Source organism: Immundisolibacter sp., from assembly GCF_041601295.1.
GTDB lineage: Bacteria > Pseudomonadota > Gammaproteobacteria > Immundisolibacterales > Immundisolibacteraceae > Immundisolibacter.
In genome coordinates this window covers 1-26,303 of sequence record NZ_JBFIII010000024.1, presented here as the reverse complement: position 1 = coordinate 26,303, position 26,303 = coordinate 1, and the positions used below count along the sequence as shown (strand labels likewise).

23 protein-coding genes, 1 other RNA gene and 1 pseudogene are annotated in these 26,303 nt (G+C 66.0%); 20 read left to right on the top strand and 5 right to left on the bottom strand.

What is annotated here, in order from left to right; translation table 11 throughout:
• Positions 1–5: 5 nt before the first annotated feature.
• Positions 6–1,361 (top strand): OmpP1/FadL family transporter, encoded by a 1,356-nt coding sequence (locus ABZF37_RS04925; protein ID WP_372717381.1) that lies wholly within the window; start codon positions 6–8, stop codon positions 1,359–1,361.
• Between the two features lie 53 nt (positions 1,362–1,414).
• Here the strand turns inward: ABZF37_RS04925 and rfaE2 are convergent, their stop codons facing one another.
• From rfaE2 to ABZF37_RS04905, 4 genes are read right to left on the bottom strand one after another with little or no spacing between them, the layout of a single operon-like run.
• Positions 1,415–1,909, bottom strand: a complete 495-nt coding sequence (gene rfaE2 / locus ABZF37_RS04920; protein ID WP_372717379.1) for a D-glycero-beta-D-manno-heptose 1-phosphate adenylyltransferase — start codon at positions 1,907–1,909, stop codon at positions 1,415–1,417.
• Positions 1,906–2,490 (bottom strand): SIS domain-containing protein, encoded by a 585-nt coding sequence (locus ABZF37_RS04915; RefSeq protein ID WP_372717377.1) that lies wholly within the window; start codon positions 2,488–2,490, stop codon positions 1,906–1,908. Before ABZF37_RS04915 ends, rfaE2 begins: the two co-directional genes overlap by 4 nt.
• Positions 2,491–2,495: 5 nt before the next feature.
• The gene (locus ABZF37_RS04910) at positions 2,496–2,870 is read right to left on the bottom strand and encodes a YraN family protein (RefSeq protein WP_372717375.1); all 375 of its coding nucleotides are present in this window, start codon (positions 2,868–2,870) and stop codon (positions 2,496–2,498) included.
• Positions 2,867–4,417 (bottom strand): penicillin-binding protein activator, encoded by a 1,551-nt coding sequence (locus ABZF37_RS04905; protein WP_372717373.1) that lies wholly within the window; start codon positions 4,415–4,417, stop codon positions 2,867–2,869. The genes ABZF37_RS04910 and ABZF37_RS04905 overlap by 4 nt, the downstream gene beginning before the upstream one ends.
• A gap of 31 nt (positions 4,418–4,448) precedes the next feature.
• Between ABZF37_RS04905 and rsmI the strand changes: the two are divergent.
• Positions 4,449–5,285: pseudogene (gene rsmI / locus ABZF37_RS04900) on the top strand (16S rRNA (cytidine(1402)-2'-O)-methyltransferase); the annotation flags it as partial.
• Positions 5,286–5,319: 34 nt separating this feature from the next.
• Positions 5,320–5,683, top strand: an RNA gene (gene rnpB / locus ABZF37_RS04895) — RNase P RNA component class A.
• Between the two features lie 39 nt (positions 5,684–5,722).
• Here rnpB and ABZF37_RS04890 read toward each other — a convergent pair.
• Positions 5,723–6,862, bottom strand: coding sequence for a type IV pilus twitching motility protein PilT (locus ABZF37_RS04890; RefSeq protein WP_372717371.1), 1,140 nt, complete (start codon positions 6,860–6,862; stop codon positions 5,723–5,725).
• A gap of 204 nt (positions 6,863–7,066) precedes the next feature.
• On the opposite strand from ABZF37_RS04890, the gene mraZ reads away from it, so the two are divergent.
• The 17 genes from mraZ to lpxC all read left to right on the top strand — a co-directional run bounded on the left by mraZ (position 7,067) and on the right by lpxC (position 25,662).
• Positions 7,067–7,525 (top strand): division/cell wall cluster transcriptional repressor MraZ, encoded by a 459-nt coding sequence (gene mraZ, locus ABZF37_RS04885; protein ID WP_372717369.1) that lies wholly within the window; start codon positions 7,067–7,069, stop codon positions 7,523–7,525.
• A 32-nt stretch (positions 7,526–7,557) separates the two neighbouring features.
• Positions 7,558–8,469 carry a 16S rRNA (cytosine(1402)-N(4))-methyltransferase RsmH gene (rsmH, locus tag ABZF37_RS04880; RefSeq protein WP_372717393.1) on the top strand — a complete coding sequence of 304 codons (912 nt, stop codon included), beginning with the start codon at positions 7,558–7,560 and terminating at the stop codon, positions 8,467–8,469.
• Entirely contained in the window at positions 8,462–8,737 is a 276-nt protein-coding gene (ftsL, locus tag ABZF37_RS04875) for a cell division protein FtsL (protein ID WP_372717367.1), read from the top strand. Before rsmH ends, ftsL begins: the two co-directional genes overlap by 8 nt.
• Positions 8,734–10,464: a peptidoglycan D,D-transpeptidase FtsI family protein gene (locus tag ABZF37_RS04870; protein ID WP_372717365.1), complete on the top strand. Its 1,731-nt coding sequence runs from the start codon at positions 8,734–8,736 to the stop codon at positions 10,462–10,464. Before ftsL ends, ABZF37_RS04870 begins: the two co-directional genes overlap by 4 nt.
• Positions 10,464–11,939, top strand: a complete 1,476-nt coding sequence (locus tag ABZF37_RS04865) for a UDP-N-acetylmuramoyl-L-alanyl-D-glutamate--2,6-diaminopimelate ligase (protein WP_372717362.1) — start codon at positions 10,464–10,466, stop codon at positions 11,937–11,939. The genes ABZF37_RS04870 and ABZF37_RS04865 overlap by 1 nt, the downstream gene beginning before the upstream one ends.
• The gene (murF, locus tag ABZF37_RS04860; RefSeq protein WP_372717360.1) at positions 11,939–13,282 is read left to right on the top strand and encodes a UDP-N-acetylmuramoyl-tripeptide--D-alanyl-D-alanine ligase; all 1,344 of its coding nucleotides are present in this window, start codon (positions 11,939–11,941) and stop codon (positions 13,280–13,282) included. The genes ABZF37_RS04865 and murF overlap by 1 nt, the downstream gene beginning before the upstream one ends.
• The gene (gene mraY, locus ABZF37_RS04855) at positions 13,282–14,364 is read left to right on the top strand and encodes a phospho-N-acetylmuramoyl-pentapeptide-transferase (RefSeq protein WP_372717358.1); all 1,083 of its coding nucleotides are present in this window, start codon (positions 13,282–13,284) and stop codon (positions 14,362–14,364) included. The genes murF and mraY overlap by 1 nt, the downstream gene beginning before the upstream one ends.
• A 4-nt stretch (positions 14,365–14,368) precedes the next feature.
• The gene (gene murD / locus ABZF37_RS04850; RefSeq protein ID WP_372717356.1) at positions 14,369–15,757 is read left to right on the top strand and encodes a UDP-N-acetylmuramoyl-L-alanine--D-glutamate ligase; all 1,389 of its coding nucleotides are present in this window, start codon (positions 14,369–14,371) and stop codon (positions 15,755–15,757) included.
• The gene (gene ftsW, locus ABZF37_RS04845; protein ID WP_372717353.1) at positions 15,750–16,961 is read left to right on the top strand and encodes a putative lipid II flippase FtsW; all 1,212 of its coding nucleotides are present in this window, start codon (positions 15,750–15,752) and stop codon (positions 16,959–16,961) included. The genes murD and ftsW overlap by 8 nt, the downstream gene beginning before the upstream one ends.
• Complete coding sequence (gene murG / locus ABZF37_RS04840) at positions 16,958–18,028, top strand: undecaprenyldiphospho-muramoylpentapeptide beta-N-acetylglucosaminyltransferase (protein WP_372717351.1); 1,071 nt, start codon at positions 16,958–16,960, stop codon at positions 18,026–18,028. Before ftsW ends, murG begins: the two co-directional genes overlap by 4 nt.
• On the top strand, positions 18,021–19,418 hold the full coding sequence (murC, locus tag ABZF37_RS04835; protein ID WP_372717349.1) for a UDP-N-acetylmuramate--L-alanine ligase: 1,398 nt from the start codon (positions 18,021–18,023) through the stop codon (positions 19,416–19,418). Before murG ends, murC begins: the two co-directional genes overlap by 8 nt.
• Positions 19,415–20,308, top strand: coding sequence for a UDP-N-acetylmuramate dehydrogenase (gene murB / locus ABZF37_RS04830; RefSeq protein ID WP_372717346.1), 894 nt, complete (start codon positions 19,415–19,417; stop codon positions 20,306–20,308). The genes murC and murB overlap by 4 nt, the downstream gene beginning before the upstream one ends.
• The gene (locus tag ABZF37_RS04825; protein ID WP_372717344.1) at positions 20,308–21,279 is read left to right on the top strand and encodes a D-alanine--D-alanine ligase; all 972 of its coding nucleotides are present in this window, start codon (positions 20,308–20,310) and stop codon (positions 21,277–21,279) included. Before murB ends, ABZF37_RS04825 begins: the two co-directional genes overlap by 1 nt.
• On the top strand, positions 21,272–22,153 hold the full coding sequence (locus ABZF37_RS04820) for a cell division protein FtsQ/DivIB (RefSeq protein ID WP_372717342.1): 882 nt from the start codon (positions 21,272–21,274) through the stop codon (positions 22,151–22,153). Before ABZF37_RS04825 ends, ABZF37_RS04820 begins: the two co-directional genes overlap by 8 nt.
• A complete protein-coding gene (gene ftsA, locus ABZF37_RS04815; RefSeq protein WP_372717340.1) occupies positions 22,150–23,385 on the top strand; it encodes a cell division protein FtsA in 1,236 nt (411 codons plus the stop codon). Before ABZF37_RS04820 ends, ftsA begins: the two co-directional genes overlap by 4 nt.
• A 116-nt stretch (positions 23,386–23,501) precedes the next feature.
• Entirely contained in the window at positions 23,502–24,656 is a 1,155-nt protein-coding gene (gene ftsZ / locus ABZF37_RS04810) for a cell division protein FtsZ (protein WP_372717338.1), read from the top strand.
• A gap of 94 nt (positions 24,657–24,750) precedes the next feature.
• A complete protein-coding gene (gene lpxC, locus ABZF37_RS04805) occupies positions 24,751–25,662 on the top strand; it encodes a UDP-3-O-acyl-N-acetylglucosamine deacetylase (RefSeq protein WP_372717336.1) in 912 nt (303 codons plus the stop codon).
• The last annotated feature ends 641 nt before the right edge of the window (positions 25,663–26,303 follow it).

Below are 26,303 nucleotides of genomic sequence, written 5' to 3'. Positions count from 1 at the left end.
TTGTCATGGAGACCCAAACGCGCAAGGACGCGCGCCCCAGTGCCTGGTTGCCCGCATTCAGCCGGATGCCGGTCGCCGCCGCCCTGATCGGCCTGCTGCTGGGCAGTAACGCCATGACCGTCAACGCCACCAACGGCGCTTACCTGCCGGGCTACAGCCCCAAGGCGCTGGCCATGGGTGGTGGTGGCACGGCGCTGCCCGAAGACGCACTCACGGTACATAACAACGTGGCTGGCCTGGCGGTGGTGGATGACCAGATCACGGCAGCGGTGACGCTTTACAGTCCGTGGACCAAGGTTGACATCGGCTCGGTGCAGGTACCGACTGACTTGCACTGGTTCCCCGCCCCCGGCCTTGCCTGGCGTCACGGCATTGGCGCCAACAAAGCGATTGGCTTCGCCCTTTACGGCAACGGCGGTATTGGTAACCACTTCCAACCAAGTTTCCTCGACCTTGCCGCCGGGGGTGGCAGCCCGACCGGCATTCCCCATACCGAGGAGTTATCCATCAGCCAGATCAGCATGCTGGCGGTGCCAAGCTTTGCCATGCGGGTCAATGACCAGCATGCGCTGGGTGTCGGCCTGGTGTTCGGACTGCAAACTTTCAAGGCCGAAGGCCTGGCCCTGTTCGGCTGTGTCACGCCTCAGGGCGCCGCCGATCCCGCGTGCGCACTGCCTGGCGGCTTGCCGGCGCGGGAACCGGCGGGCCTGACCAACGAAGGCACGGGCAAGAGCCTGGCCATCGGTTTACGCTTCGGTTGGCTATGGCAGGCGAACAACCGGCTGGACCTTGGAGTCGGCGCCACCACGCCGCTGAAAAGCACCCGCATGCGCGAGTACCGCAACCTGCTACCCGATCATGGCGCCTTCGATCAGCCGGGGGAAGTCAACCTGGGCCTGGCCTGGCACGCCACCCCGGCGGTCACGATTGCCCTCGACTGGCAACGGACCTTTTACGCGGCCACGCGCGACTATGGCAACCCGGGCCCGCTGGCCGGCACCGCGCCAACGCCCGGGCAGTTGCTGGGCAAGCCGGGTGGCTACGGCTTTGGCTGGAACAACCAGGATATCTACCGGCTGGGTCTGCGCTATGCATTCGATCCGCGCCTGACTCTGCGCGCCGGTTTCAACTACAGCGAAAGTCCGGTCGGCAGCGACCAGATCAGCTTTGCCCTGCTCAACCCCGGCATCATGGAGCGCTCGGTCCATGCTGGCGCGACCTGGCGCCGCCGCAATGGCGACGAAGTAACGGTTTCTTTTTTCCGAGGCTTTCGTGAACAGCTGCGAGGCGTCTCGGTGTTAGGACCGGCACAAGTGACCCACCACGAATACGCCCTGGGACTGGGCTATAACTGGCGCTGACAGACGACGGCTTGCCGCGCGCGTCCGTCCCTGAAGCCTGGCTGACTTATGCTTCAGCCCTGGCCGCGGACGCGCCGCAGCAAGTCGCTGGTTGAGCGGGCATGCCGAAACGGCAGGGAATGCACAGCGCCCCCGTAGTTGGAAACAAAATCGGCCCCGACAATGGCTTCCAGCGGCCAATCGCCGCCTTTGACCAGATACTCCGGACGCATCAGGTGGATCAGGTTCAACGGCGTGTCTTCATCGAAGGCTACCACCAGGCTCACTGATTCAAGCGCCGCCAGCACCGCCATGCGCTCGGCCAGCGGGTTGACCGGGCGGTCGGCACCCTTCTCCAGGCGCCGTACCGAGGCATCGCTGTTGACGCCAACCACCAGGCTCGCCCCCAGCGCCGCTGCTCGGTCAAGATAGTCCACATGCCCGACGTGCAGGATGTCGAAACAGCCATTGGTGAATACCAGCGGCCTCAGCAGGGCGGGCAGACGTCGCCGCAGGTCGATGGTGTCGGCGACCAGCTTGCTGGCGTAGCGCGGGGGCGCCTCGCTCACGACGCGAGCGCCTCGTCGATCAGCTCGCACAGGCAATGCAGGGCAAGGATGTGTACTTCCTGGATCCGTGGAGTGGAGCTGGTCGGCACACGAATCTCCAGATCCCGGGCACCCAGGATACCCGCCAGCTTGCCGCCGTCACGCCCGGTCAGCGCCACGACCGGCACCGTTGCGGCCTGCGCCACCTCGACCGCCCGCAGGATGCTCGCCGAGTTGCCACTGGTGGACAGGACGACCAGCACATCGCCCGCGCGCGCCAGTGCCTGCACCTGACGCGCGAACACTTCGTCATACGCGTAGTCATTGGCAACCGCCGTCAAGGTCGAGCTGTCGGTGGTCAGCGCGATGGCCGCCAAGCCGGCCCGTGGACGCTCGAAACGGCCCAGAAGCTCGCCGCTGAAATGCTGGGCATCGGCCGCCGAGCCGCCATTGCCGCATACCAGCAGCTTGCCGCCGGCGCGCAGGCAATCAGCCAGTAGCGCGCCGGCCAGGGCGATGACCGGCGCAAGCGCGTCCGCGCAATTGCGCTTGATCTTTGCACTGGCGCGAAACTGGTCGGCAACAAGGGTTATGGGGTCCATCGGGCTCAGTCGTTGGTGAATGCGCCGCACAGCCAATCCAGCTGGGCCGCATCGAGCGCGCCTGTGACGCTGACGATATCGAAACGACACGGCGGCAGGGTCCGTTGGCGCAGGCCAGCCAGATAATGCTCCGCCGCCAGCCGTATGCGCCGGCGCTTGGCAGCGTTAACGGTCTCCGCGGCGCTGCCGTAGGCGGCGCTGCGGCGGCTGCGCACTTCTACGAACACCAGCTCCTCGCCGTGCCGGGCGATCAGGTCAATCTCGCCGCCGGCTACCCTGAAATTGCGCGCCACAATGCGCAAACCGTGCGCCGCCAGATGCGCGGCAGCCAGATCCTCGGCCGCGCGCCCGCGCGCCAGGTGCGGGGCATCGCTGCTCAAGGCCGCTCCCCGGCCGTGAGCAGTTGCGGCATGCCGTCGTGAAAACGTGCACAGGTCAGCACCTGCCGGCGCAAAGCACCGTCGGCTTCCAGGCCCAGTGCGCCGGTCAGACCATCCGGCAAGGCGTCGACCGACTGCCCGGTCAATAACTGGCTCGCCACCGCGTAGGCATCGGCACCGAGCGCCATCAAGCGCGGCTGATCGCGGTCGAACTGCGGCCAGGCAACCCGCGCCGCCGCCAGGCGATCGCCGCGGCCACCTGCGGTCTGGCGCAGCAACGCCCACGGGCTGTCGCAGAACACCACGCCCTCAAGATCCGCATCGGTTCCCTGACTGGAGCTGCCGCTCCATACCCGGGAGCTGGTCAGCACCGGTACGCCAAACGCGCCGATGTAGCCGAGTTGCGGCACGATCTGCCGGGCGTCGGTAGCACTGGCAAGCACAATCAGGCCCTGTCGGCCAGGACCCGATTCAGGGGACAAAGATCCCGAAGCTGGCGGTTGCAGCGCGGCGAGCCGTTCGCCAAGCAAGCCCCGCAAGCGGCCGGCGAAATCGGTACTGCCAGCATCGAACGACACGGCTTGCGTGACCCGTCCACCCTGCTGCGCCACGGCTGTCTGGTAAAGATCGCGCTGACGCCGTCCCCAGCTGTCATCGACGTACAACAGGGCCACTTCCCGATAACCCGCGGCGGCGAATACCCGCGCCCCGGCGGCGGCTTCATCGGCCGGGTCCAGCGATAAGCGATACAGGTTGACCTGCCCGACCGGCGACTGCGGGTTATTCAGCGCGACGGTCGGTCGCGGCAGGGGGCCTGTGGCGAGCGCGGCGACATCGGCTTTTTCAAGCGGCCCGATCAACGCCGCGGCGCCGTCTGCCACCGCCTGGTGATACGCCGCCGCGGCGTCATTGCCAGTGTCGTAAAACCGCAGCTCCGGACCACTATCGGCTTCCAGGCGAGCCGCCACGATACCGGCGGTAATAGCGTCCGCAACCTGTGCGAGCTTGCCGCCATAAGGCAGCAGTACGGCCAGGAAATTTCCCGCCGTCAGTGGCATCAGCGACAGCTCCCCGAGGACCCCGGCGGGAAGCTCGCGCAGCAGTGCATCGCGCTCGGTCGCCAGCTCGGCCGGTAGGGCGAGGTAGATGGTCGGCGCCAGGGCCGCCGCGGCCGCGGGTTCATCACCGCGACCGAGCGCCAGACGGGCCAGCAGGATCTGTTTTTGGCCAATCAGTGCGTCGCCAAGCGGAGCTACATCGACCTGCCCGAGCAGGGCTTGACTGCTGGTGGCGTCGCCAGCCGCCAGCCAGGCGGCGGCGGCGCGCAATTGATATGCTTCCCGCCCCGGCGACTGGCTGGCGCCAGCCAGCTCCTGCCAGGCACGTGCGGCAGCACCGTAATCACCTACCCGTTCGGCGTCTCGGGCGATCTGTTCCGGGCTCACCACCACCGCAGCGACTGGCTTCGCGGCCGGCGGCGAGCTTGCGCAGCCAGCCGCGACAGCAATCAGCACAACGGCTGCCACAACGCGCAGGACAATGTTCAACAAACGGTCCGACCGGCTCCGGGCATAGGTAATGGAAACAACTGCAAGCGGTGGACGATTGTACGTGGTGGCAACACCGCTCGGAAATCTCGCCGACATCAGCCCAAGGGCGCTCAAAGTACTCGCGGCAGCCGATCTGATCGCCGCCGAGGACACCCGCCACAGCCGCCCGTTGCTGGACCACTATGGCATCCGCAAGCCATTGGTGGCGCTGCACTCTCACAACGAGGCGGCGCAGACCGCGCGCCTGATCGGGCACCTCACCCAGGGCCAGCTGGTGGCGCTGATCAGCGATGCCGGCACGCCAGCCATCAGTGATCCGGGTCAGCGCCTGGTAGCGGCGGCTCATGCCACGGGCATCGTGGTGCTTCCGTTACCCGGACCCTGCGCTGCCGTGGCAGCCTTGTCGGCCAGCGGCCTGCCGTCCGACCGTTTCGCGTTCGAGGGCTTTCTGCCGGCCAAGGGCCCGGCGCGGCGGGCCGCCCTGACCGGATTGCTCGACGAACCCCGTACGCTGATTTTCTACGAAGCGCCCCACCGCCTGCGGGCGCTGCTGGATGATGTGGAGGCCCTGTTCGGTGAGCGCCCGGCCGCGCTCGCCAAGGAATTGACCAAGCTGCACGAGGCAATACTCACCGGTTCGGTAGCTGCCATCAGGGACTGGCTTGGCGCCGAGCCCGGCCGCGAACGGGGCGAGTTTGTGCTGCTGCTGCAGGGTGCAACCGCGCCCGCCGCCAGGGCTGACGAGATCGACCTTCTGCTCGGGCGTTTGCTGCCGGTGCTGCCACTCAAACAAGCCGTCACGGCGGCGGTGGCGGTCAGTGGCGCGGCGCGTAACCGCGTTTACCGGCGCGCCCTCGGCTTGCAGGCGACCGCAGCCGACCCCACACTAGCGGACGCGGGGAGTCGGACAGGCAATCGCGTCCTAACGGGCGAGGAAAGTCCGGGCTCCACAGGACGGGGTGCCAGGTAACGCCTGGGAGGCGCGAGCCTACGGAAAGTGCCACAGAAAACATACCGCCGATGGCGTCGCAAGGCGCACAGGCAAGGTTGAAAAGGTGCGGTAAGAGCGCACCGCGCGGCCGGTAACGACCGTGGCAGGGTAAACCCCACCCGGAGCAAGACCAAATAGGGGGACGGTTGGCCGCAAGGTCACGACACGTGGTCCGCGTGGTCCCCGGGTAGGTCGCTACAGGCAGGCGGTGACGCCGGCCGCAGATGAATGATTGCCCTCGACAGAACCCGGCTTATCGGCCGGCTCCCCGCCCTTCCCTTGCCTGTTTCAGGGTCATCACGTCCAGGTGATCAAAACCCCTGGAAGCGCAGTCGCAGGTCAGTCACGTTTGAGGCGTTGGCCAGGGCCGTATCGCGACTGATCTGGCCGCTCTCGACCAAGTCGTACAGATAGTCGTCGAAGCTCACCATGGCATGCTGCTTGCCCGACTTGATCACCTCGTAGATATCGGACTGGCGCTGCGGATCCTCGATCATGTCGGCGATGGTCGGTGTGACCACCATGACCTCGAACGCCGCCACCCGACCGCTGCCGTCAGCACGCGGCAACAGGCGCTGGCTGACAATGCCGCGCAGATTGGCCGCAATCGCCTTGCGCTGCGTGTCCTGCTCCTGCGGCGGGAAGTACGACAACAGCCGCGTGATGGCGTCGTAGCAGTTGGGCGCGTGCAGGGTCGAGATCACCAAATGGCCGGTCTCGCTGGCGCGCACCGCGGTCGTAATCGTCTCGGCATCTCGCAACTCACCGATAAATATGACGTCAGGATCCTGGCGCAGGGCAGCGCGCAAGGCATCACCAAAACCGCTGGTATCTATGCCGACCTCGCGCTGGTTGACGACCGACTTCTTGTCCTTGAACAGGTACTCGATGGGGTCCTCGATGGTCACGACGTGGCGCCGGTCGCGTTTATTGATTATCTCGATCAGCGCCGCCAGGGTGGTGGACTTACCCGAACCGGTGGCGCCGGTGATCAGCACCATGCCGCGTTTGGTCTTGCTGAACAGCTCTATCGCCGCTGGCAACGCCAGGTCGGCGGCGCTCGGAATCTCCGTGGGAATCACCCGCAGCGCCATGGCCACGCTGCCGCGCTGGCGATAGATGTTGGCGCGCAGACGGCCTATGCCGGTAACGCCGTACGCCAGATCAACCTGCTGTCGCTCGTTGAACTGCACTGTATGACGCTCGCTCATCAATACGGCCGCGACACCCGCGACATCCTGGGGCACCAGAACCGGCTGGTCGGGGATCGGGTCAAGTTCCCCCAGATGCCTCCAGTAGGGAGGCAGTCCGGCCTTCAAATGCAAATCGGACACGCGGCTTTCGACCGCCATCGTCACCAGGTGGCGCAAATAGGCCTCACTGTCTGACGCGGCCACCGGCGAACGCGTAGTGCCTGGCTGGGGGTGATCGGGGGGCAGCGCGTCGGACATCTGAGGGTCTTCCAGGTGGATGTTTCGTTAAGCCGGCAGTTTACGTTGCCTTCTACCCGCCAGGCTGTGCGTCAAGGCCCATATCGGCAGCTTGCAACTTGGCCTTGACAGCGGAGGAGCGCAGTTCCTATAGTGGCCCTTGGGTGGGGATTTGTGGGTTCAACTGTCGGAATGTGGGGAATCTGCCCATAGCCCGAGGGAAACATGTTTCGCGGAATCACGGCGCTCAATCTTGACGCCAAGGGTCGGATGGCTATTCCGAGCCGTTACCGTGAGCGCCTACAAAGCGATGGTGTGACCCAGCTCATCCTCACGCTCGATCACCGCGGACACTGCCTGTTGCTGTATTCGCTGCCCGAATGGGAGGCGATCGAGCGCGAGCTGATCCGCGCCCCGAACCTACTGGAAGTGGTGGACCAACTCAAACACACCCTGATCGGGCACGCCACCGAGTGCGAGCCGGACACGCAGGGCCGCATCCTGCTGCCGGCGATGCTGCGTGAGCTGGTCGGCATCGGCCGTCAGGTGATGCTGGTTGGGCTCGGCAACAAATTCGAACTGTGGGACGAGCAGGCTTGGGATCAGCGGCGCCAGGGTTGGCTGCGTGCTGCCCAGGACGGCGCCGTGCAACTGCCGGAGCAGCTCAGCCGGCTGGCGTTTTGACAGACATAACAAGCGTCGGCGGGCACCGGCCGGTGATGCTGGATGAGGTAATGCAAGGCCTGACAATCCAAGCGAGCGGCTGTTACGTGGATGCCACCTTCGGCGGCGGCGGCCACGCGCGCGCGCTGCTGTCCGCGCTAGGACCGGGCGGGCGACTGTTGCTGATCGACAAAGATCCGGCGGCGGTGGCACGCGCCCTGAGCGAATTCTCCGGTGACCCACGTGTCAGCGTGCACCATGGCAGCTTTGCGCGGCTTGGCGAGTTCGTGGACGCGCTGGGCCTGCGCGGACAGATTGCAGGCGTGCTCTTCGACCTGGGCATGTCGTCCATCCAGCTTGACGATCCAAGTCGGGGCTTTAGCTTCAGCCGGCCGGGGCCGCTTGACATGCGCATGGACACCAGCAGCGGGCCGACCGCCTCGCAGTGGCTGCAGGACGCCAGCGAACTGGAGATCTCGCGGGTGCTGCGCGACTACGGCGAGGAGCGCTACGCCCGCCGTATCGCTCGCGCCGTGGTTGCCCGTCGCGGCGAAGCGCCGCTGGCTGATACCAACGCACTGGTCGAGCTGGTGCGCGGTGCAACGCCGCGACGCGAACAGCATAAGCACTTTGCCACGCGTACCTTTCAGGCCCTGCGCATCGCCGTCAATCGGGAGCTGGAAGATCTGGTCGCCGGGCTGGATCAGGCACACGCGGTACTGGCACCGGACGGTCGGCTGGTGGTGCTGAGCTTTCACTCGCTGGAAGACCGCATCGTCAAACGTTTCATGCGCCTGCACGCTGGGCGCTTCGAGGGCGCCGAAGCCATCCCCACACTGGCCTTGGTGCGTGGTCCAAAGAAGGCCGGCCAGGCCGAACTTGCCAGCAACCCGCGTGCCCGCAGCGCCATCCTGCGCGTGGCGCAGCGGCGACCGAACACCCAGCCGGTACCGGCCCATGCTTGAGCGGACCGGGTATCTATTACTGATCGTGCTGGTGCTGGCCGCAGTCGGGTCATCCCTGGCGGTGGTGCAGTTGAAACACCGGGAGCGCAACCTGATCGCACAGCTGAGCCGTCTGCAGCATGAGAGCGACCGTCTGGACGGCGAATGGAGCCGCCTGCTGTTGGAAGAGGCAACGCTGACCACCCACGCCCGGGTCGAAGGCAAGGCGCGCGACGAGCTGCACATGGTGTTGCCACACGCGCAGGAAATCGCCCAGGTGCACCGATGAGCACCTCATTCTCGCAGCCGCGCCACTACCTTGCGCTGGGCCTGCTGTTGCTGGTCGGCGGAGCACTGATGGCGCAGGCGGTATACCTGCACATCCTGCATACCAAGTTCCTAACCGATCAGGGCGATGCCCGTTCGCTGCGCACGGTGCCGATGAGTGCCCACCGCGGAATGCTGCTGGATCGCAACGGCGAACCACTCGCCATCAGCACTCCGGTCGATTCCATCTGGGTAGTGCCGGCAGATTTTCTGCCCGAACGCGCGCGCTGGGGGGAACTGGCGCGCGTGCTCGACGTCGATCTGGCGCGGATCAGCGCCAACGTCACAGCGCGGGCCGACAAGAAGTTTGTTTACCTGCGCCGCTCGGTACCGCCGGAGATGGCTGAGGCGGCCCTGGCGCTCAAGCTGTCGGGTGTCTACAGCCAGCGCGGCTACCGACGCTACTACCCGCTGGCCGAGGCCGCCGGTCAGGTAGTCGGCTTCACCGATATCGACGACCGCGGCCAGGAGGGCCTGGAACTTGCCTACGACGAACACCTGCGTGGCACGCCCGGCAGCGAACGCATCATGCGCGATGCTCGCGGTCGACGGGTGGCGCTACTGGAGGTCATCGCCCCGCCACAGCCCGGCAAGGACCTGAAGCTCTCCATCGACAAACGCCTCCAATACCTTGCTTACCGCGAACTGAAAGCCGCCGTGGTACGCCACAAGGCCGCCTCCGGCATGGCGGTGATGCTGGATGTGGGCACCGGCGAGGTGTTGGCAATGGTCAATCAGCCGACCTTCAACCCCAACGACCACAACGACCGTAACCCCGACGGCCGACGTAACCGCGCGGTCACGGACCCATTCGAGCCGGGTTCCACCGTCAAACCGTTCACGGTGGCGGCGGCGTTGGCCCACCGCAGCTTCGATCCCCACACCATCATCAACACCTCTCCCGGCTATTTTCGGGTCGCCAACCACACCGTGCGTGATGTGCATAACTACGGCTCGCTCGACATGGCGGGCGTGATCCGCAAATCAAGCAACGTCGGCGCAGCGCAGATCGGCCTGTCCATGACCCCCGCGCAAATGTGGGAGACCTTCTCGCACTTCGGCTTCGGTCAGCCGAGCAGCACTGGCTTTCCGGGCGAAGCCAATGGCCTGCTGCGCTCGGCGCAAAGCTGGCGGCGGGTGGAGCAGGTAACCATGGCCTTTGGCTATGGCGTATCGACCACCGCACTGCAGCTCGGTCGCGCGTACGCCACGCTGGCAAGCGGCGGCCTGTTGCGACCAGTGAGCTTCCTCGCCCTGTCCCCGGCCGATGTGCCTGCCGGCACGCGCGCCTTGCCAGCGGACATCGCAGCCCAGGTCAACGCCATGCTCGAGGGCGTGGTGGGCCCGGGCGGCACGGCCACCAAGGCGGCAGTGGCCGGATACCGTATCGCGGGCAAGACTGGCACTACCCATATTGCTAGTGGCGGCGGCTACGATCGCAGCCGCTACCTGGCGAGTTTTGCCGGGTTTGCGCCGGTCAGCAACCCGCGCCTGGCGCTACTGGTCAGCCTGCGCGATCCGCAAGGTGGTGCCTACTACGGCGGCGAGGTGGCGGCCCCGGTATTTCAGAGTGTGATGGCCGGCGCCCTGCGCCTGCTCGGCGTGGCGCCCGACGCAACGCCCGCCGCGCCAATCATTCCGCCCGGACCGGCACCTGGCCTGCTTCAGGCGGCGGGGCGAAACCTGTGATGCCCGCGCGCAACGCGGAGCCTTTTTCCATTCCGCTCGCTGAGCTGCTGGCGGGCTGGTGCGACCCCGGCCCGGCGGGGACCCTGCTGATTACCGGCTTGAGTAACGACAGCCGCGCGGTTCGTGCCGGCGATCTGTTCATGGCCGTGCCGGGTCAACGTACCTCGGGAACCCGCTACCTCGACCAGGCAGTCACCGCCGGTGCCACGGCGGTACTGGTGGACGCCTCCGAAACACTCACGACCCATCCTCAGGTACCGGTGCTGGCCGTGTCCGATCTGGCCGGCCAGCAGGGCCCGATCGCGGCCCGATTTCACGGACAGCCCTCGCAGGGGCTCACCTGTATTGGCATTACCGGCACCAATGGCAAGACCTCGTGCAGTCACTTCCTGGCCCAGGCCCTGCCCCGCTGCGGCATCCTCGGCACCGAGGGCAATGGTTTCCCCGGCCGCCTGGAAGCCGCCACCCACACCACACCCGACGCCCTGGCGCTGCAAGCCTGGTTGGCCCGCCTGCGGGACGACGGCGCCCGTAATGTCGCCATGGAAGTGTCGTCACACGCTGTGCATCAGCAGCGTATTGCCGGCACGCATTTCGACACCGCGGTGTTCACCAACCTCGGCCACGATCATCTCGACTACCACCGCGACTTTGATGACTATGTGGCGGCCAAGGCCCGCCTGTTTGCCAGTCCCGGCCTGCGAGCCGCGGTGGTCAACGCCGACGACGACTACGTGGACCGCATCACGGCGGCCCTGGCGCCGGATGTGCGCCTGTTGACCTACGGCATCCGCAAGGGGGACCTGCGCGGCAGCGCCGTGGCACGCCCTGGCGGCCTGATGGTCGAAATCGACAGTCCCCAGGGCCAGGCGCACTTCGCCAGTGCCCTGCTGGGCGAATTCAATCTGTACAACCTGCTGGCGGTGCTGGGCACGCTGCTGCTGGCCGATGTGCCATTCGCCGATGCCATCGACAAACTCATAGCCCTCTCGCCGGTTACCGGTCGTATGCAGACCTTGCGCCAGCCAGGCGCGCCGCTGGTGGTCATCGACTACGCCCATAACCCGCCGGCCTTGCAGGCGGTGCTGCAGGCGCTGCGGGAACATTTGCCCAGCGGCGGGCGCCTGTGGTGCGTATTTGGCTGCGGTGGTGAACGCGACGCCGCCAAGCGACCGCTGATGGGTGAACTGGCCGCGCGTCTGGCCGACCAGGTCGTGGTTACGGACGACAACCCACGGGGCGAGGCGCCAGCCGACATTGCCGCTGCGATCCTCGCCGGCATGCCCAGCCGTGACGGTGTCGAACTCATTCACGACCGCGCCGCCGCCATCCGACACGCCGTGCACGGCGCGGATCTGCGGGATGTGGTGGTGATCGCGGGCAAGGGCGCCGAACGTTACCAGGTCGTCGCCGGCCAACGCCTGCCGTTCAGCGATTTCGAGTGCGCCCAGGCGGCGCTCAAGGGCAGGCCGTGATGTCGCTGGCCCAGGCCGCCGCCATTGTCGGGGCTGCCAACCGGCCGGCCGGGGAGTTTTGCGGTGTCGCCACCGACAGCCGCAGCCTGCGCCCGGGCGAGCTGTTCGTGGCGCTCAATGGGCCGCGTTTCGATGGTCACGACTACCTTGCCGCCGCTGCCGCAGCCGGCGCCGCTGCCGCGCTGGTGCAGCGCGCTGATCCAGGGTTGCCGTGCCTGGTGGTCGCCGACCCGCTCACAGCACTCGGCCAGCTGGCCGCGGCCTGGCGAGCACGATTCCAGATACCCGTGCTCGCCGTAACCGGCAGCACTGGAAAGACCAGCGTCAAGGAACTGCTGGCGTGTGCGCTGGCCGGTATCGGCTCGGTGCTCGCCACCCACGGCAACCGCAACAATCACATCGGCCTGCCGCTGACCCTGCTGGAGTTGCGAGGCACGCACCGCGCGGCGGTGGTCGAGATGGGCATGAGCCAGGTCGCGGAAATCGCCCACCTGACGCGACTGGCGCAACCGGGCGTGGGCCTCATCACCAACGCCGGCCCGGCGCACCTTGCCGGCCTCGGCAGCGTGGCGGCGGTGGCGCGCGCCAAGGGCGAACTCATTGAGTACCTGCCGGCGTCCGGCATCGCGGTGCTGAACGCCGACGATGCCTACCTGCCGCTGTGGCGGCAGCTCGCGGGCTCGCGGCAAGTCGTGAGCTTCGGCCTCGCCCAGCCGGCCCAGATCAGCGCCGCCTATACCCTGGCGGCCGACGGTACGCAGATCGAACTGCACACCCCGCAGGGGACCCAGCACACCCACCTTCGCCTGCTTGGCCGGCACAACGTGCAAAACGCGCTGGCCGCGACCGCGGCCGCACTGGCCATCGGCCGGCCCCTGGCTGAAATTGCCGCGGGACTTGCCAGCGTGGCGCCGCTGCCGGGGCGCATGTTTCCGGTGCCAGCCAGCGCTGGCGCGCGGCTGATCGACGACAGCTACAACGCCAATCCGCTGTCGGTGCAGGCGGCAATCGACGTCCTCGCCGAGCTACCCGGCGAGCGGATACTGGTGCTCGGCGACATGGGCGAACTTGGCGACCAGGCGCTGGCACTGCACGCCGCGTGTGGCGCCGCGGCCCGCGCGGCCGGCATTGATCGTCTGTTGACGCTGGGGCCATTGTCGGTGGCAGCCGCGACGGCCTTCGGCTCCGATGCACTCCCATGCCGCGAACTGCCACAGTTGCTTGACGCCCTGACCAGCTTGCTGCGACCTGGCGTCACGGCGCTCATCAAGGGCTCGCGCAGTGCCGGCATGGAGCGGGTGGTACAGGCCTTCGCCGTCACGCCGCCGGGTGCGCTGCACTGATGCTGTATCACCTGTTTGACTGGCTGGCAGCCGAAGTGAGTGGCTTCAACGCGTTTCGCTACATCACCCTGCGCACCGTACTGGCGGCGCTGACCGCGCTCGGCATCTCACTGGCTGCCGGTGGCCCAGTGATCCGCTACCTGACGGCGCTGCGCCTGGGCCAGCACGTGCGCCTCGACGGCCCACAATCGCATCACGTCAAGGCCGGCACACCGACCATGGGCGGTGCGCTGATTCTGCTGGCGATCGTTGTCACCACGCTGCTGTGGGCCGACCTTCGCAGCTTCAAGGTATGGCTGGTACTGGCGGTCACGCTGGCCACCGGCCTGATCGGCTGGCTGGACGACTACCTGAAAGTCACGCACCGCAACTCCAAGGGTCTGAAGTCCCGTCACAAGTTCCTCGGCCAGGTACTGGTTGGCGCGGTAGCGGCCTTCGCCATATTTGCGGTTGCCAAACTACCGGCTGAAACCACCTACATCGTGCCCTTCATCAAGGACCTCACGCTTCAGGTCGGTTGGCTATTCGTACCGTTCAGCCTGCTGGTCATCGTCGGCTCGAGCAATGCCGTGAACCTGACCGACGGCCTGGATGGGCTGGCGATCATGCCCACGGTGATGGTCGGGGGTGGGCTTGGCATCTTCGCTTACGTGGCCGGGCATCAGGTGATGGCGCGCTATCTGGGTCTGCCGTATGTGCCCGGAGCGGGGGAGCTTGCCATCGTGTGCGGCGCCATCGTCGGTGCCGGGCTCGGCTTTCTGTGGTTCAACACCTACCCGGCGCAGGTGTTTATGGGCGACGTCGGCGCACTGGCACTTGGCGCTATCCTCGGCACGGTGGCGGTGCTGATACGCCAGGAGTTGGTGCTGTTCATCATGGGCGGCGTGTTCGTGATGGAAACGGTGTCGGTGATGCTGCAGGTGGCGTCGTTCAAGCTGACCGGCAAGCGCGTGTTCGCCATGGCGCCGTTGCACCACCACTTCGAACTCAAGGGCTGGCCGGAGCCACGGGTCATCGTGCGTTTCTGGATCATCACCTTCATCCTGGTGCTGGTCGGCCTTGCCAGCTTGAAGATCCGTTGACGACATGGGCGCCGTGGCACAGCAACTGACAACACGCATGCTGGTAGTGGGCGCCGGTGCCAGCGGGCTGTCCTGCGTACGCTACCTGCAGACGCAGGGCTGCGAGGTGGTCGTGCTCGACACCCGCAGCGCGCCGCCGGGGCTGGACCAGCTGCATACCCTGTTACCCGCGGAGCGGATATTTCTGGGCAACTGGCCCGACGCGGCTTTTGTCGGCGTGGACCAGATCGTGGTCAGTCCGGGTCTGAGCCTCGATGAACCGGCCCTGCGCGCCGCCGCCGCGCGCGGTGTACCCCTGCTCGGCGATATCGAGCTATTCGCCCGCGCCGCCGCACATCCCGTGCTCGCGATCACCGGTTCGAACGGCAAGTCCACCGTCACGACTCTGGTCGGGGCCCTGCTGGAGGGTGCCGGCCGCCGGGTCGCGGTTGGCGGCAACCTGGGCACTCCGGCGCTCGATCTGCTGGCCAGGCCAGCTCCTGACGCCTATGTCCTGGAGCTGTCCTCGTTTCAGCTGGAGCGCACTCACAGCCTGCGCCCCGCCGGTGCCTGCGTCTTGAATCTGAGCGCCGATCACCTGGACCGCCACGGCAGCTTCGCTGCCTACAGTGCCGCCAAGGCATCCGTGCTTACCGGCGCCACAGTGGCAGTGCTCAACCGCGATGACCCCGCCGTGGCGGCGATGGCGGACTCGCTTGCCACCAACCAGCCAGTGATCTGGTTTGGTTTGGGCACCCCTGGCGGCGAGGCCGATTTCGGGCTGCTTGAGGTCGCCGGAACCTCCTGGCTGGCACGTGGCACAAGCCCGCTGTTGCCCGTTGCCGCGCTGCGCCTGCCAGGCCGGCACAATATTGCCAATGCACTGGCGGCACTGGCGCTGGTCGGCGCGCTAGGGGTGCCCGTGGCGGACGTCCTTGAAGCACTGGCGGCCTTCGCCGGCTTGCCCCACCGCACCGAATGGCTGGGCGATCACGCAGGACTTGCCTGGTACAACGACTCGAAAGGCACCAACGTCGGGGCTACCCTGGCGGCCATGGAAGGCCTGGCACCACAGCGTCCCAGCCAACGGCTTGTGCTCATCCTCGGCGGTCAGGGCAAGGGTCAGGATTTTGCGCCGCTGCGCGCGGCCCTGGCCCGCCATGGACGGGCAGCGGTGCTGATCGGCGAAGCCGCAGATAGCCTGGACCGTGCCCTAGCCGGCGTGGTGCCTACACAGCACGCTACAGACATGCATGCGGCCGTCGCCACGGCGGCAGCGTTGGCGCAGCCTGGCGATGGCGTGCTGCTTTCGCCGGCCTGCGCCAGCTTTGACATGTTCGCGGGGTACGCCGACCGTGGTGAGGCTTTTGCGGGCGCATTACGGGCATTCTCGCGCGGTGTCCACGATGCCTAGGCTTGCTGAGGCAATCCGTGGTCCCGCGCCGACAGCGGCCGGCCTGCGCGGCCCGGCGGAATGGGACCTGGGCCTTCTGGGGGTGGCGGCATTGCTCAGCCTGGTAGGGCTGGTCGCCGTGTATTCGGCCTCGATCACCATCGCTGCGCAGAACCTGGGCAACAGCGAGTACTACCTGCAGCGGCAGGCGACCTACCTGGGCGTCGGCGTATTTATCGGCTATCTGGTCAGTCAGACCCGGCTCATCCTGTGGCATCGGCTGGCCGGGGCCATGGTCCTTGCAGCCACCTTCCTGTTGTTGCTGATTCTGGTGCCTGGGGTAGGCATTGAGGTCAATGGTGCTTCCCGCTGGCTGGGCTTCGGCGGCGTCCGGGTGCAGCCGTCGGAATTCGCCAAACTGGCCTTCCTGATGTTTACCGCCGCCCGCCTTTCGGAAGCCGACACGCCGGAACTGTTGCGCGAGCGCATGGGCGTGATCCTGGTCGGTCTTGGCATCGTCGGCGTGTTACTGCTGGCCGAGCCCGACTTTGGCAGTTTCGTGGTGCTGGCCGCTGCCACCGGCGGTCTGTTGTTCCTGTACGGGGTGGGCTGGCATTACATCATCGCGGCGTTAGCCACCGGGGCGATGGCCATCGCCGCGCTGGCGGTGGCCGCACCCTACCGCATGGCGCGACTGACCAACTTCCTGGACCCCTGGCAGGATCCTTTCGGCGCCGGCTTTCAGCTCACCCAGGCACTGATCGCCTTCGGGCGCGGTGGCTGGTCCGGGGTAGGACTGGGCAACAGCGTGCAGAAGCTGTTCTACCTGCCGGAAGCGCATACGGATTTCCTGCTCGCCGTGGTCGCCGAAGAGCTGGGCCTGTTGGCGGTACTCGGCATCATCGGCCTGTTCAGCTTTCTGGTGGTGAGGGCATTTGCCATAGGCCGCAATGCAGCCGCCAACGGCGATGGATTCGCCGCGCTCATGGCCTACGGCATCGGCCTCATGCTCGGCTTTCAGGCCTTCGTGAACCTCGGTGTCAACATGGGCGTGCTGCCCACCAAGGGCCTGACGCTGCCGTTGATGAGCTACGGCGGCACCAGCCTGGTAATGAGCTGCCTGCAGATCGCGCTGTTGCTGCGTATCGACCACGAACAGCGTGCCCGTCGCGGCGTCAGCGGTGCCCCCGGCATGACCGGCCCGGCCCGGCGGGGCCGGTCATGAGGGTGCTCATCATGGCCGGTGGCACCGGGGGGCACGTGATGCCAGCCCTGGCGGTGGCCGAAGAACTCCGCGCGCAGGGTCACAGCGTGAGCTGGCTCGGCACCGCCGCCGGCCTTGAAGCGCGTGCCGTGCCGACGGCGGGTATCGAGCTGTTCACCCTGCCCGTGGCCGGACTGCGCAATCAGGGCCTCGGGCGCTACCTCACGGCGCCGTTCACCCTGTTGCGAGCGCTTGGCCAAGCCATCCGTTTATTGCGTCGGCTACGACCGGACGTCGTGCTGGGACTTGGGGGCTATGCCGCCGGACCCGGTGGTCTGGCGGCCTTTTTGTTGCGCCAGCCATTGCTCATTCACGAACAGAACGCCCGCCCGGGATTGACCAATCGCCTGCTGGCACGCTTCGCACAGCGTGTACTCGCGGGCTTTCCAGGACTGCGCCTGGGTGGCCGGCCGGCCGAGTTCAGCGGCAATCCGGTGCGCAGCACCTTGTTTTCCCTGGCGACGCCAAGTGAGCGCCCTGGCAACCCACCGCACCTGCTGGTGCTGGGCGGCAGCCAGGGTGCACACGCCATCAACCAGGCAGTGCCCGCGGCACTCGCGCTGGTGGCACAGGCTGGTCTACCCCTGCCGCAGGTGCGACACCAGGCGGGTGAACGCCATACGCAGCAGGTGGCCGCAGATTACGCCGCACGCGGCATCCCGGCCAAGGTCGACGGATTTATCGATGACATGCCAGCTGCCTACGGCGCGGCAGACATCGCCATCTGCCGCGCCGGGGCGCTGACCATAGCGGAACTGTGCGCAGTAGGGCTGGGCGCTTTGCTGGTCCCGTACCCGCACGCGGCCGACGACCACCAGACCGCCAATGCCCAGTATCTGGTTGACGCCGGCGCCGCGATCCTGATTGCTCAGCGCGACTTGAATCCGCAGCGCCTGGCGGAACTGCTTAAACCGTTACTGGCCGATCCAATGCCGCGCCTTGGCATGGCGCAGGCGGCGCGCCGACTGGCACAACCAGAGGCTGCGCGGCGGGTAGCGAGCGCCTGCCTGGAGCTCGCCCATGCGTGACCGGGTCAAGCACATTCACCTGGTCGGCATCGGCGGCATCGGGATGAGCGGCATCGCCGAGGTCTTGCTGAACCAGGGCTACCAGGTGTCCGGCTCCGACCTTGGCACCGGCCCGGCAACCGAGCGCCTGCGCAGCCTCGGTGCACGGGTTCTGCACGGTCACGAGGCAGCCAATATCGCCGGTGCCGACGTGGTCGTGGTGTCCAGTGCCGTGCCGCCCGACAACCTGGAAGTGACCGCCGCCCGCGCGCACAGCGTGCCGGTGGTGTCGCGTGCCACCATGCTGGCCGAGTTGATGCGTTTCAAGGATGGCATCGCCATCGCCGGCACCCACGGCAAAACCACCACCACCAGCCTGGTCGCGCACCTGTTGGCGCAGGGCGGACTGGACCCGACCTTCATCATCGGCGGCCGGGTCAACGCGCTGGGCAGTGGCGCACGCCTGGGCGGTGGGCGTTATCTGGTGGTGGAGGCCGACGAGTCGGACGCGTCCTTCCTGCAATTGACGCCGATCCTGGCGGTGGTCACCAACATCGACCAGGACCACATGGAGACCTACGGCGGCGATCCGGACCGTCTGCGCCGTGCCTTCGTCGAGTTCCTGCAGCGCATGCCGTTCTATGGCCTGGCCGTGCTGTGCCACGACGATGCCGGCCTGCAGGAGCTACGCCCCCAGATCGGCCGTCCAGTCCTGACCTACGGACTCACGTCCGAGGCCGACCTTTACACCGACGATGTGCGCCAGCAGGGTCTGCGCATGCACTTCACGGCACGCAGCCACGACCATGCACCCCTGCCGGTCACGCTGAACCTGCCCGGGCGGCACAATGTGCAGAACGCGCTGGCCGCCATCGCCATCGCGCGCGAGGTGGGTGTTGACGATGCCGCTATCGCCGAAGGGCTGGATGGCTTCGCCGGCATCGACCGGCGCTTGCAGCACCTTGCCGACGGCGCCCTGGCGGGCAAACGCATCACACTGGTCGACGACTACGGCCACCACCCGCGGGAACTTCAGGTGACGCTCGAAGCGCTGCGCGGCGCCTTCCCCGACCGGCGCTTGCTAACCGTGTTCCAGCCGCATCGCTACACCCGCACGCGTGACCTTCTGGACGACTTTGCGGCGGTGCTGTCGACCGGCACCGACGTTCTGTTGCTGTGTGAGGTATATGCCGCCGGCGAGGCACCGATCGCCAGTGCCGACGGCCGTGCGCTGGCGCGCGCCATCCGCGGCCGCGGCCGGCTGGAACCAGTATTTGTCGAACATCTGGCCGATCTGCAGCAGAACCTGGCCGCGATAGTGCGGGACGGCGACGTGGTGATCACACTGGGTGCCGGCAGCATAGGTCAGACGGCTTCATCGCTGGCGGCTCAGTTGCGGGAGGCCGCTTGAACGCCGCCACCCAAGTCACGCGCTCGCGCCTGCGCCACCATGAACCGCTGGCGCGCCATACCAGTTGGCGCGTGGGTGGGCCGGCCGATGTCTACTTCGAGCCCCGCGATGTCGCGGACCTGCAAGCGTTCTTGGCTGAGCTACCGGCTGCACTGCCCGTGCTGTGGCTCGGCCTGGGCAGCAACTTGCTGATGCGCGATGGCGGTTTTCGCGGCGCAGTCGTGTGCATAGGCCGTGGCTTCGCCGGCATTGAGCCACTCCCGGACAATCAGCTTCGCGCCGGCGCTGGACGACCCTGCGCCAAGCTGGCGCAACACTGTGCCCGGACCGGGCTCGCGGGCGGTGAGTTTCTGGCCGGCGTACCCGGCACCGTTGGCGGGGCGCTGGCCATGAATGCCGGGGCTCACGGCGGGGAAACCTGGCAGCGCGTGCAGGCGGTGCTGACGGTGGATCGTCAGGGCCGGCTGCATCAGCGTCTGCCGACGGATTACCGCATCGGCTACCGCAGCGTCCAGGGTCCGGCGGAAGAATGCTTCCTCGCCGCCGACTTTGCTTTCAGCGCCGCCCCACCGCAGCAGGTGCAGGCCGCCGTGCATGCCCTGCTGCGTCGGCGCGCTGCTACCCAGCCGCTGCGTCAGGCCAATGCCGGCTCCGTGTTTCGCAACCCGGAAGGCGACTTTGCCGCGCGCCTGATCGAGGCCGCGGGGCTGAAAGGGCTCACCCGCGGCAAGGCGCAGGTGTCGCTGCTGCACGCCAACTTCATTGTTAACCTCGGCGGCGCGCGCGCGGCTGACATCGAGACACTGATCGACGAAGTACAGGCACGGGTCGAAGCAGCCAGTGGCATTCGCCTGCAGCCCGAAGTTCGGCGCCTGGGGGAACCCGCCTGATGCGCGCGCCAGCCGACTATGGGCGGGTGGCGGTGCTGCTGGGCGGCAACTCGGCCGAGCGCGAGATATCGCTTAAAAGCGGTAGCGCGGCACTCGCCGCGCTTGAGCAGGCAGGTGTCGCCGCGGTCGGTATCGATACAGCTGCCGGCGATCTGCTGTCGCGGCTCGCCAGTGGTGGTTTTGACCGGGCTTTCATCGCCCTGCACGGCCGTGGCGGAGAGGACGGCACGTTGCAAGGTGCCCTGGACTGGATCGGTGTCCCGTATACCGGCAGTGGCGTGCTTGGCTCGGCGCTAGCCATGGACAAGGTACGCGCCAAACAGGTATGGCAAAGCTGCCGGTTGCCGACCGCGGACTACGCGGTGGCTGGCCCCGACAGTGATTGGGACGCCCTGGTTGCAAGGCTTGGGCTGCCGCTGATGGTCAAGCCCTCACGCGAGGGTTCAAGTATTGGCATGAGCATGGTCGTGCATGCCGCGGAGTTGCCCGCCGCGGTGGCTACGGCAGCGGCACACGACCCGCAGGTACTGGTCGAACGCTACATCGGCGGCGGCGAGTACACCGTTGGCATTGTGGGGTCCGTCGTACTGCCGGCTATTCGGCTTGAAACACCCCGCACCTTCTACGACTACGAAGCCAAGTATCTGGCCAATGACACCCGCTACCTGTGTCCCTGCGGCCTGCCGGCGACACAGGAAAAGGCACTGCAACAACTTGCTGTGGACGCCTTTTTGGCGCTGGACTGTCACGGCTGGGGACGGGTGGATCTGCTACTGGACCACTCGGGCGCGCCGTACGTCATGGAAGTCAATACCGTACCCGGATTGACCGACCACTCTCTGGTGCCGATGGCCGCGCGGGCGGTGAGCCTGGACTTCTCCGGCCTGATGCTGGCGATTCTGGACACCAGTCTGCGTCTGCCGCAGGGCCCTCCGCGTCTACTTGGGGTGGGGGAAGGGGCCGATGTTTAGGGCCGCCGCCGATCCGCGTCCCTTGTACCAGTCGCTCGGCGTCGGGGGACAACGGCCGCGCACCGCGCACGCACACCGACGCGGTGCGCGCGTGCGACCGCCGACGCTGCAGGAGCGCCTGTCGCAGGTGGTCACCACCGCGCGCCAGATCTGGGTCTGGTTGCGCCGCCTCGGGTTGGTCCTGGTACTGGCAAGCGCAGCCGTTGGCGCCAACAAGGCCGTCGTATGGCTCAGCGACCCATCCCGCTTTCCACTCACCATGGTGGAAATCACCGGTGACCTGGACCATATCGACCGCAGCGCCCTTGAGCTGCGCCTGCTGCCCGCCGCCGCGGGGGGCTTTTTCGGTGTCAACGTGGCCGCTGTCAGCGCCGCCGCGCGTGATGAGCCGTGGGTCAAGGAAGCGTTGGTGCGTCGGGTATGGCCCGACAAACTGGTAGTGGAAATCGTCGGTCGTCGTGCCATTGCACGCTGGGGAGAAGATGGCCTGCTCGGCGATAATGGCGAGGTATTTGCCGCTTCCGTACCCGGGTCGGCAGACCTGCCGCTGCTGGTCGGCCCGCCAGGCGCCAAACCAAAGCGCTTGTTTGCCGACTACCAGCGTTTCGGTCGCTTGCTCGAGGGGCTGGCACCGATTCGCGAGATACATCGCGACGCCCGGGGCGCCTTGCGCATTCGTCTGGCTGACGACCTCACCATCATTGCTGGCCGCAAGGAGGTGACCGGCCGCCTGCAACGCTTCGCAGCCATTTACCGCAGCCGCTTGGTGGGCGTTGCGCCACCCCTGGAATCCGTCGACCTGCGCTATGGCGACGGCTTTGCCGTGCGCTTCAAGGCGGCGCTGGAACCTAACCGCAAGATCATGGACCTATGAGCAAGAAACCTGACAAGCGGCTGATTGCCGGCATGGACATTGGCACCTCCAAGATCGTCACCCTGGTGGGCGAGATCACGCCTGAAGGCGAGGTCGAGATCATCGGTCTGGGCACCCATCCTTCACGCGGCCTGAAAAAAGGCGTGGTGGTGAACATCGAATCCACGGTGGCCTCAATGCAGCGCGCAGTGGAAGAGGCCGAGCTGATGGCCGGCTGCCAGATTCATTCCGTATACGCCGGCATCGCCGGAAGCCACATCCGCAGCATCAACTCCAACGGCATTGTCGCCATCCGTGATCGGGAGGTCACGCAGGCCGATGTTGACCGCGTCCTGGACGCCGCCAAGGCGGTGGCCATCCCGATGGACCAGCGCATCGTGCATGTGCTGCCGCAGGAGTTCGTTATTGACGAACAGGAAGGCATCCGCCAGCCGGTCGGTATGTCCGGTGTACGCCTGGAAGCGCGCGTGCATATCGTCACCGCCGCCGTCAGCGCCATGCAGAACATCGTCAAGTGCGTGCGCCGGTGCGGCCTGGAAGTGGACGAACTGGTGCTCGAACAAGTGGCGTCAAGCCATTCCGTGCTAACCGACGACGAGATGGAACTGGGCGTGTGCCTGGTGGACATCGGAGGCGGTACCACGGACATCGCGGTGTTCAGCGGCGGCTCGATTGCGCATACCGCAGTTATTCCGATTGCCGGCGACCAGGTCACCAACGATATCGCCGTGGCGCTGCGCACCCCGACCCAGTTCGCCGAGGAAATCAAGATCAAGTATGCCTGTGCGCTGCGCCAGCTGGCCGGCGCCGACGAGAGCATCGAAGTACCGAGCGTCGGTGACCGCGCGCCGCGGCGGTTGTCCCGACAAACCCTGGCCGAGGTCGTCGAGCCACGCTATGAGGAGTTGCTGCGCTTGGTCCAGGCGGAGCTGCGGCGCAGCGGTTTTCAGGATCTGATCGCTGCCGGCGTGGTGCTGACCGGCGGCAGTTCCAAGATGGAAGGCGTGGTAGACCTGGCCGAGGAAATCTTCCATATGCCGGTGCGCCTGGGGCTACCGCATCGGGTCAGTGGTCTGGTGGATGTGGTGCGCAACCCCATTCACGCCACCGGCGTCGGTCTTTTGCTTTACGCGTTCGAACAACGGGCGGCGCGTGCGCCATCAAGGCGCAGCATCAACAATTTCAACGGTATTTGGGCAACGGTCAAAAGCTGGTTTCAGGGGGGCGTATGACGATTCTAGGCGACAGAGGCAAAGGCAAAGGCAAGGGCAGCGAGCGCACGACGATTCTCACGCGGGGACCAACGGGTTCTCGCGGTAAGCTACAGCATACCGAGGGCACCACATCCATGTTTGAACTTATGGAACCAACCGAACAGAACGCCGTCATCAAGGTCATTGGCGTCGGTGGCGGTGGCGGCAACGCCATCGAGCACATGCTGGCGCAGCAGATTGATGGCGTGGATTTCATCGTCGCCAACACGGACGCCCAGGTGCTTGGCCGCACCTCGGCCGGGACCGTGTTGCAGCTGGGCACCGGCCTTACCAAGGGTCTGGGGGCAGGTGCCAACCCGGCCATCGGTGCTCAGGCTGCGATGGAAGACAAGGACCGGATTGCTGACTCCCTTGAAGGCGCCGACATGGTGTTCATCACCGCCGGCATGGGCGGCGGCACTGGCACCGGGGCAGCGCCCATCATTGCGCAGATCGCCCGCGAGCTCGGGATTCTGACGGTGGCGGTGGTGACCAAACCGTTCAGCTTTGAAGGCCGCAAGCGGCTCGACATCGCCAATGAGGGCATTGCTGCCCTGGCCAAACATGTCGACTCGCTGATCATCATCCCGAACGACAAGCTGGTCAGCGAACTGGATCGCAACTTCCGCCTGATCGAGGCCTTCAAGGCCGCCAATCAGGTGCTGCAAGGCGCGGTTCAGGGTATCGCCGAGCTGATCACCCGCCCTGGGCTGATCAATGTTGACTTCGCCGACGTGCGTACCGTGATGTCGGAAATGGGCATGGCCATGATGGGCTCGTCGAGCGCCAGCGGCGACGGGCGGGCACGCCAGGCGGCCGAAGCGGCCATCAGCAGCCCGTTCCTGGAGGACATTAACCTGTCCGGCGCCCGCGGCATTCTGGTCAATATCACCGCTGGCCTTGATATGTCGATCGGCGAGTTTGAAGAAGTCGGCAACGTGGTGCGTGAGCTGGCCTCCCCGGATGCCTGTGTGGTGATTGGCACGGTAATCGACCCCGAACTCAGCGACCTGATGCGCGTCACCGTGGTAGCAACGGGTCTGGACCGAAAATCTGCCGCGCCGACTACTGCTGACCGCCATGCCGAGCGCCCAATGGAAGTGGTACGCACCGGCACTGACCCGTATAAGCGGTATGACCAGCCCACGGTCATTCGCAAGGAACGGCCACGCGACGCGACTCAACCGTTTCGGGACAGCGACATGGAATACCTGGAGATTCCGGCCTTCTTGCGCCGTCAGGCAGACTAAATGGGTAACGCCCCGGCCTGCCCGGAGAAGGTGAAGCTCAGTTCAACGGTGGAAGAAATTTTCCCTGTCATTCAAATTGGACCTCAGTAAACCGGTGATCAGGCAACGTACGCTCAAGAACATGATCCGCGCGACTGGCGTTGGTCTGCACACCGGTGCCAGGGTGCAACTGGCTTTGCATCCGGCCCCGGTCGACACCGGCATCCGATTTCGTCGGGTTGATCTGGACCCCCCGGTCATTATTCCGGCCCGGGCCGAAGCGGTGGGCGACACCCGTCTATCGACCACGCTTGAGCATGACGGCGCGCGGGTCAGTACGGTGGAGCACCTGCTGTCAGCGCTGGCTGGATTGGGCATCGACAACGCCCTGGTCGACGTCGATGCTCCGGAGGTGCCGATCATGGACGGTTCAGCGGCACCGTTTGTATTCCTGATCCAGTCCGCCGGTATTTGCAAGCAAGAAGCGCCCAAGCAATTTTTACGCGTGCTGCGACCGGTCGAGGCCCGCGAGGCGGGCCGCTGGGTGCGCCTTGAGCCCTATGAAGGCTTTCGGGTCGGCTTTGAGATTGAATTCAGTCACCCGGCTTTCGAAACCAAGCCGGCACAAACCGTGGTGGATTTCTCGTCGACCGCGTTCTTGCGCGAAATCAGTCGTGCCCGCACCTTCGGCTTTATGCACGAGATCGAAACCTTGCGCTCCCAAGGCCTGGTGCTCGGTGGGAGTGTGCAAAACGCGGTGGTTGTGGATGAATCACGCATCCTGAACGAGGACGGTCTGCGCTACCGCGACGAGTTCGTGAAACACAAGGTGCTGGACGCCATTGGCGACCTGTATCTGCTGGGGTGCAGTCTGATTGGTGCCTTCTCGGGGTTCAAGTCCGGCCATGCGCTCAATAACCGCCTGCTGCGCCTGTTGTTGGCGGATCCCGGCAACTATGAACACGTAACGTTTCTGTCTGAGCAGGATCTGCCGATTTCCTACATCGAGGCCGCCGCCGCGGCCTGAATGCGCGGGTTGACACAGCTGTGAGATGGCCCCCGTCTTGCGTGGCAAGGCGGAATCGACAGCCCAGACGCTCTACTCTAACGGTGATGCGGTACCGACGGTCGATCAGGCCTCGCGACGCAACAGGTAACCCCCATATAGCCTTGCGGGTAGCCAGCCTGTTACGGTTAGGCAAAACACGCCCATCGTCACCCCACGGTCGAACGCGATGCGTGGACCCCCACCCGCATGACATCGCCCAGTGTGTCAAAGCGATCCCATGCCTGGCCGCTTTGGAATCCGGACAGACCTGCAACCAGCGTCAGACCGGTACTCCGCGGCCAGACGCGATGCATCATTGCATTCTTCAGGTGGGCCGCAGCGAAACCGCGCGGACGCTGTGCAGCGTTGAAGCCACAGCATGGACAGCGAATGGTTGAAAAATCCGACTGGCCGCCTGCATAGCGACTGCCAGCGGCGTAATGCACGACAACCCACCTAATCATCCGGCCCCGAAACAGGACCGGTACCGCCCAACTCGCAGGGCCGACAAGGCACTTGAGGTTGAGGCGCCCCTGCCGGCCGCATACAATCCGGCGTTTACCCTATTGGCAAACTGAGTACTGAATGGCGAAGGAAGAAGGTATTGAAATGCAAGGGAC

Coding starts and splice junctions, on each gene's coding strand:
- ABZF37_RS04925 (WP_372717381.1), top strand. CDS start 6: ATGGAGACCCAAACGCGCAAGGACGCGCGCCCCAGTGCCTGGTTGCCC.
- ABZF37_RS04915 (WP_372717377.1), bottom strand. CDS start 2,490: ATGGACCCCATAACCCTTGTTGCCGACCAGTTTCGCGCCAGTGCAAAG.
- ABZF37_RS04890 (WP_372717371.1), bottom strand. CDS start 6,862: ATGTCCGACGCGCTGCCCCCCGATCACCCCCAGCCAGGCACTACGCGT.
- mraZ (WP_372717369.1), top strand. CDS start 7,067: ATGTTTCGCGGAATCACGGCGCTCAATCTTGACGCCAAGGGTCGGATG.
- ftsL (WP_372717367.1), top strand. CDS start 8,462: ATGCTTGAGCGGACCGGGTATCTATTACTGATCGTGCTGGTGCTGGCC.
- ABZF37_RS04870 (WP_372717365.1), top strand. CDS start 8,734: ATGAGCACCTCATTCTCGCAGCCGCGCCACTACCTTGCGCTGGGCCTG.
- ABZF37_RS04865 (WP_372717362.1), top strand. CDS start 10,464: ATGCCCGCGCGCAACGCGGAGCCTTTTTCCATTCCGCTCGCTGAGCTG.
- murF (WP_372717360.1), top strand. CDS start 11,939: ATGTCGCTGGCCCAGGCCGCCGCCATTGTCGGGGCTGCCAACCGGCCG.
- mraY (WP_372717358.1), top strand. CDS start 13,282: ATGCTGTATCACCTGTTTGACTGGCTGGCAGCCGAAGTGAGTGGCTTC.
- murD (WP_372717356.1), top strand. CDS start 14,369: ATGGGCGCCGTGGCACAGCAACTGACAACACGCATGCTGGTAGTGGGC.
- ftsW (WP_372717353.1), top strand. CDS start 15,750: ATGCCTAGGCTTGCTGAGGCAATCCGTGGTCCCGCGCCGACAGCGGCC.
- murG (WP_372717351.1), top strand. CDS start 16,958: ATGAGGGTGCTCATCATGGCCGGTGGCACCGGGGGGCACGTGATGCCA.
- murC (WP_372717349.1), top strand. CDS start 18,021: ATGCGTGACCGGGTCAAGCACATTCACCTGGTCGGCATCGGCGGCATC.
- ABZF37_RS04825 (WP_372717344.1), top strand. CDS start 20,308: ATGCGCGCGCCAGCCGACTATGGGCGGGTGGCGGTGCTGCTGGGCGGC.
- ABZF37_RS04820 (WP_372717342.1), top strand. CDS start 21,272: ATGTTTAGGGCCGCCGCCGATCCGCGTCCCTTGTACCAGTCGCTCGGC.
- ftsA (WP_372717340.1), top strand. CDS start 22,150: ATGAGCAAGAAACCTGACAAGCGGCTGATTGCCGGCATGGACATTGGC.
- ftsZ (WP_372717338.1), top strand. CDS start 23,502: ATGTTTGAACTTATGGAACCAACCGAACAGAACGCCGTCATCAAGGTC.